8 protein-coding genes are annotated in these 11,927 nt (G+C 40.6%); 7 read left to right on the top strand and 1 reads right to left on the bottom strand.

Annotated features, from left to right (window positions below):
• Positions 1-45: 45 nt before the first annotated feature.
• The 7 genes from FC093_RS08385 (at position 46) to FC093_RS08415 (ending at position 9,360) form a co-directional block, all read left to right on the top strand.
• Positions 46-3,033, top strand: coding sequence for an ELWxxDGT repeat protein (locus tag FC093_RS08385; protein WP_137261317.1), 2,988 nt, complete (start codon positions 46-48; stop codon positions 3,031-3,033).
• Positions 3,034-3,248: 215 nt separating this feature from the next.
• Positions 3,249-3,767: a hypothetical protein gene (locus FC093_RS08390; RefSeq protein WP_137261318.1), complete on the top strand. Its 519-nt coding sequence runs from the start codon at positions 3,249-3,251 to the stop codon at positions 3,765-3,767.
• 99 nt (positions 3,768-3,866) lie between these two features.
• Positions 3,867-5,555, top strand: coding sequence for a hypothetical protein (locus FC093_RS08395; protein ID WP_137261319.1), 1,689 nt, complete (start codon positions 3,867-3,869; stop codon positions 5,553-5,555).
• 26 nt (positions 5,556-5,581) lie between these two features.
• Positions 5,582-6,718 carry a sulfotransferase family protein gene (locus FC093_RS08400; protein ID WP_137261320.1) on the top strand — a complete coding sequence of 379 codons (1,137 nt, stop codon included), beginning with the start codon at positions 5,582-5,584 and terminating at the stop codon, positions 6,716-6,718.
• Between the two features lie 40 nt (positions 6,719-6,758).
• A complete protein-coding gene (locus FC093_RS08405; RefSeq protein WP_137261321.1) occupies positions 6,759-7,982 on the top strand; it encodes a radical SAM/SPASM domain-containing protein in 1,224 nt (407 codons plus the stop codon).
• Positions 7,983-8,087: 105 nt separating this feature from the next.
• A complete protein-coding gene (locus FC093_RS08410) occupies positions 8,088-8,516 on the top strand; it encodes a CBS domain-containing protein (protein WP_137261322.1) in 429 nt (142 codons plus the stop codon).
• A 346-nt stretch (positions 8,517-8,862) separates the two neighbouring features.
• Positions 8,863-9,360, top strand: coding sequence for a hypothetical protein (locus FC093_RS08415; protein ID WP_137261323.1), 498 nt, complete (start codon positions 8,863-8,865; stop codon positions 9,358-9,360).
• Positions 9,361-9,539: 179 nt separating this feature from the next.
• On the opposite strand, the gene dcp is transcribed toward FC093_RS08415, so the two are convergent.
• Positions 9,540-11,681 (bottom strand): peptidyl-dipeptidase Dcp, encoded by a 2,142-nt coding sequence (gene dcp / locus FC093_RS08420; RefSeq protein WP_137261324.1) that lies wholly within the window; start codon positions 11,679-11,681, stop codon positions 9,540-9,542.
• Positions 11,682-11,927: the final 246 nt, after the last annotated feature.

An 11,927-nucleotide genomic window follows, 5' to 3' on the forward strand; every position in this document is an offset into this window, starting at 1 on the left:
ATCGTCCTTACTGCTTCCATTATCAACCTGCTAAATAATTTATGTATGAAAAACTTACCCTTTTTTATAAAATTTTTTACTCTCTCGCTTTGCCTGTTGCCTGGTGCTTTGGCACAGGCACAAAACATCCGTGCTATTGATATAGAAAAGTCCACCGATGCTGCCCCGCGCAACAACATGTACACCACACTGGATATGTATGCCGAACTGAATGGTATTTTTTATTTTAATGCGGATGATGGCATTCATGGCCGTGAACTATGGCGAAGCGATGGCACGGCCGCCGGTACGTGGCTGCTGAAAGACATTAACAATGGCGTAGCTTCTTCCAATCCTGATGATATAATTGTTTCGGGCAATAAATTTTATTTTGCAGCTTCTGATGGTTTAAATGGCAGAGAATTATGGGTATCCGATGGTACTGCTATAGGAACATATATGGTGCTGGACATAGGCATTTTTAACCAGGATGCTAACCCTTCTTATTTAACCGATGTAAACGGTACGTTGTACTTTGTTACAGATGCCTACACCTACAATGGAAGAGATAAGTTGTGGAAAACCGATGGTACTGCAGCAGGTACTATAATGATAGCTGACTTTTCTTCTTTTTATCCGGTGTATGGTGGCAATACAAGATATCTGACCAACGTAAATGGTAAATTGTTTTTTACTATGGAAAGCTTTTTTTCAGACCCGCAGCTCTATACAGCAGATGGCACCGAAGCCGGTGTTTTTTTGGTAAAAGACATCAACCCGTTTGGACAGGATTTACCCGCCAATTTAACACCTTTGAATGGCTTGCTATATTTTGCTGCAGAAGACGGTACCGGCGTGCATCTTTGGGTATCTGATGGTACCGATGCAGGCACTCATGCTGTAAACAATAGCGATGATATTTCCCTGCCATCCTTCTACTACGATAATAATGAAAGGCCTTTTGCAATAAGTGGTAAAACCTTGTTTTTCCAGGGAAGTACATTTGATAGCGGTGTAGAATTGTGCAGGTACAATTCATCAAACCAGGCTAATAATGTGCAACTGGTAAAAGATATGGTGCCTGGTTCAGGAAGCTCTTTTCCTGATGGTATTATGAACGTTAACGGCACTGTCTTTTTTACAATTACTGCCGATGGTGTTAATGAAACATTATGGAAAAGTAACGGCGCTGCTGCCGGAACGGTGCAGGTAAAAGGCATTAGTCCCGGCGGAACAAATCTTTATTACGGACTTGTAAATAAGAATGGTATATTAATGTTTGTTTATGCCAATGCTTCCTTAGGATTTGAATTGTGGAAAAGCGATGGTACCGATGCAGGCACTGTGTTGGTAAAAGATATTATGTCCGGACTGTATAGTTCTTACCCACAGTTTTTAACCTACAAGCACAACACCTTTCTTTTTGGTGCCAACGATGGCGTAAAAGGGCTGGAACTATGGAAAAGTGATGGCACCAGTGCAGGTACAGCAATGATAAAAGATATTAACTATTCTTCATCCGCTTCTTCGTACCCGTTTGGTTTTACAGCTTCTGCTACCAATAAAAACAAAGCCTTATTGGCCGCCAGTACTTACAAATACGGCTACGAGTTATGGGAGAGCAATGGCTATGCTGCAGGTACCAGCCTGGTAAAAGATATATATCCTGGTTCGGGTGCTTCTTTTCCTTCTCATTTAACAAACTTTAAAAATAAGACGTATTTTTTTGCAAATAATAATAAGGGGTATTACTTAGGAAAAACAGATGGTACGGCTGCCGGTACTTCCTTGTTTTACCAGCTAAATATAACTGGTTATGTGCAGGATATGGCTGCTACCAATAACCTGCTTTATTTTACTGTTTTCAATTACAGCACATACCTGCAGGAGCTATGGCGCAGCGATGGTACAGCCGCAGGTACCGGAATTATTAAAAACGATATACTGCCTTATTATTCTCTAACGCCGGTTGGTGTAGGCAATATGTTGTTCTTTGTTAATACTGACTTTGAGCACGGTACTGAACTATGGAAAAGCGATGGCACGACTGCCGGTACTGTAATAGTGAAAGATATTCGTGCCGGATACGATGGATCTTATCCGTTCAACCTGCATAATTTTGATGATAAGCTGTACTTCGCTGCCGATTATGGTTATGGTCCTTTTCTGTACACCTCAGATGGAACGGATGCAGGAACCAAAGTGTTGAAAGCTGTACTGATTCAGCCTTATACGCCATTTGCACAAGCCCATAACAAGCTATTCTTTGATGCCTACAGTACGGTTGCCAGCGGGTACGAATTATATGCTACCGATGGTACCAGTGCAGGTACTAAACTGGTAAGAGACATCAATAACGGGCCGGCAAGCTCCAATCCTTTTGCGCTGGTAAATGGCGATACCTTGTTGTATTTTATGGCAGATGATGGTAAGCATGGCGCAGAGTTGTGGGTATCCAATGGTGTAAAAACCGGAACACATTTAATAAAGAATATTACGCCAGGTATTGACAACAGTTATTTTTCTTATATGGTTAATGTGAATGACAAACTGTTTTTTACTATGAATGATACCCTTTGGCAAAGTGACGCTACCAATGGAGGCACACATAAAATGCAAGATCCAACATTAGACGGCATGAACAGTATTTACGGGCTTACGCGTGTTGGAGACTGGTTGTATTTTTCCGGTTACAAGCAATCTACCGGGCAGGAAGTATATACCGCAAGAGTGGCAGATTTCTTTATAACAAGCAATACTATTACGCAGCAAAAGATGGCAGCACCTGCAACAGGCAATGATGTGTTTGCAGTAAAGCTATTAACTAATCCTTTTTCCAACCAACTAAGATTCTCAATAAGTGTAAAGGAGCAGCAGGCTGCACAGGTAACCATTACCGATGCCACGGGCAGGGTGATACAAACGGTTAATAAAAACCTGCAGGCCGGCACTACCATTCTGTCTTACGATGCAGGCAATTGGGCGCATGGTATGTACATGGTAAAAGTAATATTGGCCAATAGTTTATCTGCAACATTAAAAGCTGTGAAATAATAGACAAGAAGCTCTAAAAGCTATGCTGCACCTGGTACTTGCAGCGTAGCCTGCCCTAACAAACAACACCATCGTAGGTGGATTACCAGCTATGATTACTAAACATACCATCAGCGATAATGTAGATACGTAACGGTTGCAAAAGAAAATAATTGGGTTACCGGTACATAAGTATTCATACAACCGTGCTTTTGTAAATCAACAATTTTTCACTTATGAAAAATTTATTTGTTTCATTGCTATTATTCGTACTGGGGTGTACTGCAATACATGCGCAAAAAAGAACCTTTTTGCGCTTTTACAGCCTGGCGGGCAACAAGTTTCAAAAAGGGCATTTGTTGAGCACAACAGACAGTTCTGTTTTTATTTATAAGAACACTGATACAGTTGAAATTCTTGCTGTAAACATTGGTTTTATAAAAACAAGAAGAAACTTGGGACATAATGTGCTGGTAAGTGCCATAGTCGGAGCAATACCTGTAAGCATTATAGGAGCAGTTACAGGCGAGCCGAATGAAAACAATAATTCTTTTGGTGGTATTATTCACGATGCTATAACACCTACACCTGCAGAAGCTGCTGTAGGAGGGTTGCTTTTGGGAGGAGTAGCTGGTGCTGCTACCGGAACATTGATTACTTTGTTTACAAAAAGCACCACTTTTATTGTAAACGGCAGTTTAAGTGAATGGCAAAGGCAAAAAGAGATAATTGACTTGTTGCCGGCAGGTAAATAGATATATAATAGGTACGCTGTTATAAAATATTTGCAACTGAAAACTTTTGTTTAAATTGCTGATAACTTCTTTATCCTTCATTACCGTAAATCCAATCCTATGTACCCAACCACAGCACTGCTTAGAGTAGTATTCGGCTTTACTGCTATTCCACTTTTTTACTTGCTTACCAGCTGCCAGCATTATTATCAGGTGCAGGACTTTCAAAATAAAAAAGCAGCCTTAAAAGATACTACTGGTATGGCTCAAAATATTGATGCGCCACAATACCAAAGCCGGTATTTCATATTACGTGCCGGCAGCGAAGCCTACCACATGCGCAATATAATAGTAAGCGAAGACAGAAAATATATCACTTGCCAGTTAGATACTTTGCCGACATATCATACACTGCATTTGCATAATGGCAGAGGTGGTAATATGAGATATAAAAACAGCGTAATTGAATCAACAGTGCTGAATGAAGTACACTTGTATGTGCCTGTAGATACAACTGCTAAACCCTTTTTGACCTATACACTCCCGCTTGATAAGGTGCAAAAGATAGAAGTAGTTGAAAAAAATAAAGGTAAAACTACGCTGAGCTATGTATTGGGTGGTATTGGAATAGCAGCAGGCACTTTTACAGTTATTTCCCTCATCGCACTTGCCCTAAAAAGTTCCTGCCCTTTTGTGAGTGCATATGATGGTACCGAAATGAAGCTGCAAGGCGAAATATATGGTGGTGCTATTTATCCGCAGCTATGCCGCAACGATTATCTAACGCTGCAGATGAAGCCAAATGCAAACGGGAAACTGCAGTTGCAAATAAGCAATGAATTAAAAGAAAAACAATTTACTGATATTGCCGAATTGCTGGTAATAACGCATGATAAAAACGTGCGGGTTGCTGCCGATGAAAACGGTGGTTTACATTCTATTGCGCAGCCAATGCTCCCGATAACGGCAACAGCTAATAGCAAAAATGTAATGCCGTTAATAGCGCTGTCAAATGATGAGTGGAGCTTCAATTTTGACGATACAGCGGCAGCTAAAAACAATAACAACACGCTGAATCTCTCTTTTGAAAGATCTGCAAATACTACCACTGCAAAGTTGGTTTTGCGCCTAAAAAATTCTTATTGGTTGGATATGGTGTATGGAAAATTCACGCAAGGCTTCGGTAAATATTATCCTGCATTTATAAAAAAACAAAGCAATACACCGGTTGAGAAACTAACGCATTGGAAAGAAGAACAGCAACTGCCATTGCACATTTTGATACATACCAGCAAAGGCTGGCAGGTAGCAGAAAGCCTTACTACCACTGGTCCACTGGCAACGAGAGAAATAGTAGTGCCGCTTAATCTTAATGACATAACGGATGAACAGCTAAACGTGCAATTGAGTGCAGGCTTTATGTTTTGGGAAATTGATTATGCTGCTATTGATTTTAGCGATGATGCAGCATTGCAAATAAGCAAACTGCAACCCGTAAAAGCCACCGATGAAACCGGTGCTAATGTACTTCCATTGCTGGCAAAAGAAGATGCCAGCTACCTGCAGCAGCCAATGCCCGGTAATGCAACGGTTATCGAGTATTTATACACACCAATTGCCAACAACAATAAGACACAAACGTACATACTGCACGCCAAAGGCTATTACGAGCATGTACGCAATTTTACTAATGCTGCCGATATAGGTTTTTTAAAACAGTTTAAACAACCCGGCGCTTTATCCAACTTTAGTATGAGTTTGTATAAACAGGCAATGAATGGTGATGTAAACAAGTGGGCAATGAAGTAAGCCTTACACCAATTAAAGAATTACCCATGAAGAACCAACTAAAAATAATGCCTTTGCATGCTCCTGTAATCACCTTTACACAAAAAGTGCTTGCAGCCGGTAAGCTATCCGCAAAAGGCTGGATGTTGTTGGTGGTATATTATATAAAATTGATACTGGTAATGCCATGCGCCCTTTTGCAACGGCTTTTTTATGCTAATAAAATCGGAAGCACAAATATTGCTGAAGACCCAACTTTTATCATTGGTCATTACCGCAGCGGCACTACTTATCTGCACAAACTAATGGCTGCTGATGAGCGCTTCGGCTACCTTTCTTACTACGATATTATTTGCCCAAATACCAGCTTGTTATTTGGCAAATGGTTGCAGCAAGTACTGCAATTTATTATCAATCATCTCAAACTAAAAACGGCTTTTTTCAACAATGTTGTTCCGGCGTTAAACGATCCTGCAGAAGAAGAACGTTTTTTAATTAATAAAGCATCTGCTTATACCGATTACTGGCGTTTTGTTTTTCCCTTAAACTGGAAAGAATGGCTAAGCTGCTCGCAGCTATTAAACAATAAAATTTATTTTCAGCGATGGAAAAAAGAATATCTCTATGTTTTAAAACTTGCCACTTATAAACACAAGGGCAAACAGTTGTTGCTTAAAAGTCCGCCCAATACAGAACGCATCCGGTATCTGCTGCAACTGTTTCCGAATGCTAAGTTTATTTATATCAGCCGTGACCCTTATCATCTTTTTTATTCCACGCGTAACTTATGGTACAAAGCTATTCGCAAGTTTTGCTTGCAATCTATAGCGGATGACCAAATAGAAAATGTCGTGTTTGGGCATTACGTTCACCTGATGGAGCAGTACGAAAAAGATAAAGCTTTGATACCCGCAGGTAATCTTGTGGAAGTGCGTTACGAAGACTTAGAAAAAAACGCAATTGTGATACTTCAGAATATTTATGAAGGCTTGCACCTCAACGGTTTTGAACTGCTACAAAAAAGATTTATAGCACAGTTACAAAAAGAAAAACAATACCGCACATTCGAGTATGAGTACAGTAAAGAAACGTTTAAAAAAATAGAAGTACACTGGGCAAAATACATTTATCAATGGAACAACAAAACAGCGGATGCTGTTACTGATACGTATGTGCTAAACTAAATAAATACCAAAACTGTTCTTCAAAATTATCATTCTTTTTATGGAAACGACTATAATCATTCCGCAAAAAACAAATGCTCCATCTTATGTAAGTTATAGTGCGAAACCAACTGTTTTGCGTACACAGCAAACCAGCAAGCTGGAAAAATGGCTTGTATCGTTTTGCAAGCAGCTTACATTGTTTTATTTAGCCTGTATTACTATCAAAAAACCTGTACAAATATTAAAAGCTTACCGGCAGTTGATGCAGTTGCGCAGGCAAACCTGGGGTGCGCAGGTGCATAAAATGTACAAAGTAGATGGCAGATATTACAATAACTTATACAACCCTGGCTGGCCTTCGGCGGCGTACAATGCTTTCTTAAAAGATGAGTTATTGCGTCATGCATTTCCATTGCAATATACCGGCAGGTTAAGCATGGTTTTTTTCGCCATTACCCGTAAATGTCCGCTGCGCTGCGAGCATTGTTTTGAATGGGACAACCTGAATAAAAAAGAAACGTTTACAAGAGAAGAACTCATTAAAATTGTAGACTTGTACCAGCAGCAGGGAGCTATTCAGATTCACTTTAGCGGCGGCGAGCCAATGGTACGCATACACGATTTGGTGGAAGTTATAAAGCATGCAAAAAAAAGGAGTGAATGTTTTGTGCTTACATCTGGTTTTAATTTGACCGCTACTAATGCTAAACGCCTGAAAGAAGCCGGATGCAAAGGTGTGGTGGTAAGCATTGATCATTATATACCCGAGTTGCACAACGGTTTCCGGCGGCACGCCAGCAGCTTTGAGCAAGCTGTAAATGGTGTGCAACATGCGTTACATGCTGGTCTTGTAGTTACACTCAGCATATGCGTTACCAAATCATTTATTGATGGGGGGCACCTGATGCCGTATATGCAGTTTGCCAAAACGTTAGGTGCTCACTTTGTACAGTTATTAGAGCCCAAAAACATTGGGCATTATGCCAATAAAGAAGTGCTGCTCGAAGAAACACATATACTTCAATTGGAGCAGTTTTTTAAAAGTATCAACAGCGACAAAAAATATAAAGACTTTCCCTTTGTAATGTATCATGGTTTTCATCAGCGCAGGGTTGGTTGTTATGCCGGTAGCCGCAGCATTTACATAGATAGTGCCGGGGATGTAAATGCCTGTCCTTTTTGTCATACCAAATCGTACAATGTGGGAGATATTTTAAGGGCTAAGCGTAAACAAACACCTATGAAAGAAAATAGGTGCCCGCGCTTTGGAAAAATTGCATAAAATAAATACCCCTTTTTTGACGATAATCGAGCACACATATCAAAATGTTGCGGCAATTTTCATTGTTATGTTGTACATTCCGTTTTCAAATAAAATATCCCTCTTATGAATCGCGTACAACAAGTACTTTCCCGCAAGGGCACAAATGCCGTTGCAGTTTCTCCCGATACTTCGGTGTATGAGGCATTAAAAGTGATGGCCGAAAAAAATATAGGTTCGGTAGTGATAATGCAAGGCGATACATTCTTAGGTATTGTTACCGAACGGGATTATTCAAGAAAAGTAATTCTGCAAAATAAACATTCCGATACCACGCTCGTGTCTGAAATTATGACGGCTGATTTGCCGCGTGTATCACCTGAGGATACGATAGATCATTGTATGGGATTAATGACCAGCAACAACATCCGCTACCTGCCCGTTTTTGATAATGATCGCTTAGCTGGCATTATCTCTATGAGCGATGTAGTAAAAGACACCATTCTTACACAACAGCAAACTATCAATCACTTAAACGAGTATTTGTATTCGTAGAAATATTGTTTCATTATTATCTTTTAATCGGAAATTTTAAAGTTAGTCCGGGCTGCTGTGCCTGATAGGATAAGAGTCGCATCTTTGCGAGCGATAATAAAGCAATCTGTGGATTTTATAAAGATCATTATTGATGGCTGATTTTTAATTTTATTAGAGAATTTAAGCCAACTGCGAAATACTACTGATAGCTTATTTTGATTGTACTGTACTGCAAAGATTGCTTCTTCTGCGCTCGTTATTACGGGCGTAGTTTTACTTATATTCTAAATAATGCCGTGTAAAATGTAGGCTTGTCGCCGAAGAAAAAATCTCCTAAAAACAATAAACCCTATACTTTTATGCCATGAATCCGGATAATTTAAATGAATTGCCCGAGTGGGACGACGATGAATTTAATGAAGAATACACTGAAGGAGAAGAATGGAGATCTTCGGTAACCACCGAGCTGTGCAAAGCCATGTATAAACAATGGAATACAGTAGTGCTCGTGCTTAAAGCGGCATTTGACAGTATGAAAGAGCCTGGTGAGGACAGCCTGTTTAATAAGGAGTTTATGGAAGATCAAAAGGAAATGATATTGGGTGATGCGTATGAGGTTGCTGCTAAAATAAGAAGTTCCGAAGTGGGGCTATATATTATTCGCATGGAGAATGCAGCTATCATAAGAAAGAATGCACAGTTTATAAAAATAAGCACCAACAACTTTATAGAAGATGATTTGATGGAAGCGGAACACCGCCTCATTATCCGGCAGGAAATAGATGCTTTCCGCGAGTTGTTTAAGCAATGGGTTGCTTCTTTTGAGAAGGATGAGTATGAAGACGAATGGGGATTATTTTAATTTTTTAGACCAGGATTATACTGATGATGGCTGATTACCTGATATAAGAACTATATCATGGATTGTTTTATACTCAAAATAGAAAGTTCCGAACTGTTGTAATAGTTCGGAACTTTAATTTATATACTTTATAATTCTTAATCTTAGCGCTTTCGTGCTTTCACGATTCAACAAAAATGTTACTCTCCTGCAGGCAATCCCAATGCTTTTTCCATGGGCTTGATGCTGGGTGCATGACCTCTGAAATTGCGGAACATTTTGTTGTAATCTTCGGTGTTGCCGCGCGATAAAATCATATCTCTGAAACGCTGACCGTTAGCGCTCGTTAAGCCACCATTTTCTTCAAACCATGAATACGCATCTTCTTCCAGCATTTTTGTCCATAGGTACGCATAATAGCCGGCAGCATAACCATTGCTCCAGATGTGCAAAAAGTAAGAAGAACGATAGCGTGGCGGCACTTGCGGCAAAGCCAGCCCGGTAGCTTGCAAAGCAGCTAATTCAAAAGAATCTGCATTGTTTATTGCATTGCTGTCTTTGGTGGTATGCCACTGCATATCGAGCGAAGCGTCAGCCAGCAGCTCGGTCAGGCTGTACCCCTGGTTAAACGTGCCGGCACTTTTTATCTTATCCACCAAACTTTGTGGTATGGGTTCGCCGGTTTTATAATGCACTGCATAATGCTTCAATACTGTTGGATACAATGCCCAATGCTCATTGAACTGCGAGGGAAACTCCACAAAATCGCGGGCAACATTAGTGCCTGAAAGCGTAGGATATTGTTGGTTGCCAAACATACCATGCAGTGCATGACCAAACTCGTGAAACATGGTAGTTACATCATCAAAAGAGATGAGGGCAGGCTCACCGGGCGCAGGCTTTGTAAAATTGCATATATTATAAATTACCGGTTTGGTGTTCATCAGTTTTGTTTGCTCCACCAGGTTGCTCATCCATGCGCCACCCGATTTATTATCCCGCTTATAATAATCGCCGTAAAACAAAGCCAATGGTTTTCCATCTTTGTCAAACACTTCAAACACACGTACATCAGGCTGCCATACAGGAAGGTCATGGCGCTCTTTAAAGGTTAAACCGTAGAGTTGATTAGCAGCATAAAACACACCATCTTCTAGTACTTTATTCAGTTCAAAATACGGCTTTATCTCATTTTCATCGAGGTTGTATTTTTCCTTGCGCACCTGCTCGGCATAATAGTTCCAGTCCCAGGGCATCAGTGTAATACTGTCGCCCCGCTTATCAATTTGTGTTTGTATCTCGGCTGCTTCGCCTTTGGCTTTTGCGGTAGCGGCCGGCACTAATTGTGCAAAGAATTGTGCAACTGCTTCGGGTGTTTGCGCCATTTGGTCCTGCAGTTTCCAGGCGGCATAATTGGGAAAGCCCATTAGTTTTGCTTTTTGTTCGCGAATGTCTGCAAGCCGCAAAATAGTAGAACGTGTATCGTTGGAATCGCCATGCTCTGCACGCAGCCAGGATGCCTGAAACAATTGCGCTCTGGTGGCGCGGTCATCAAGCGATTGCAGCGGTGGCTGCTGCGTGGTGTTTTGCAATGGAATGAGCCATTTGCCGGTAAGATTAGCTGCTTTTGCATTTTGTGCATACGCCGCCTTTTCGGTGGCAGAGAGTCCTTTTAATTTAGATGAATCCTCAATTATTAAGGCACTGTTTTTAGCGGCATTCAGGAGTTGATTGGTAAATTTTGCGCTTAGTCCGGCTTCTTCTTTATTAAGTTTTTTCAGTTTTGTTTTATCTTCTTCCGATAGCTTGGCACCTGCCAAAACAAACTCCAGATATTGGTACTCGACTAACCGGTTTGATTCGGAATCTAAATGCAGTTTTTCTCTGTTTTGATAAATGGTTTCAATGCGCTTGAACAATTTCGGATTAAGGTAAATAGCATCCTGGTTGGCAGCCAGTTGCGGTGCCATTTCCTCCTGTAGCTGCTGCAAGGTATCGTTGGTATTAGCGCCGGTAACAAGATTGAACACGTGGTTTGCGCGACTCAATAATTGACCCGATTTTTCCAATGCGACCAATGTATTTTCAAATGTAGGCGCAGCCGGATTGTTGGCAATTTTAGCTATCTCTTCCTGCTGGGCTTTCATGCCGGCTTCGAGTGCGGGCTTATAATCGGTAATGGTGATTTTATTGAAGGGCGGCGCTGCAAAGGGCAGCTTGCTGGGTGCGCTGAATGGGTTGGAAGCTGGCAAAGCAGCAGCATTGTTTTGCAGCACTGCTTTGTTTTGTGCAAATAAGTTCAAGGCAAATACATTTAGTAGAACGACAAATATGGTTTTCATTTCACACGGTTTATTCAGGTTTGGAAGATAGGTATTCTTTAGAGAAAATAAAATGCAGGAGTTTATTAAGAAACGGCTTTGGGAAAGAGGATTCTTGAATTCCGTTCTGATAAAATACAAAACTTTTCATGATTTGTATGCTATCTGTCTGTATCTTTCTTTATGGAAATTGTACTGCATACCTTGCCATATTTTGCTACACTATCTATAGAATACGAAACAGCATTGGTCGTTAGGTTACGACAT

The sequence above is a fragment of the Ilyomonas limi genome (genome assembly GCF_005233845.1).
Lineage (GTDB): Bacteria > Bacteroidota > Bacteroidia > Chitinophagales > Chitinophagaceae > Ilyomonas > Ilyomonas limi.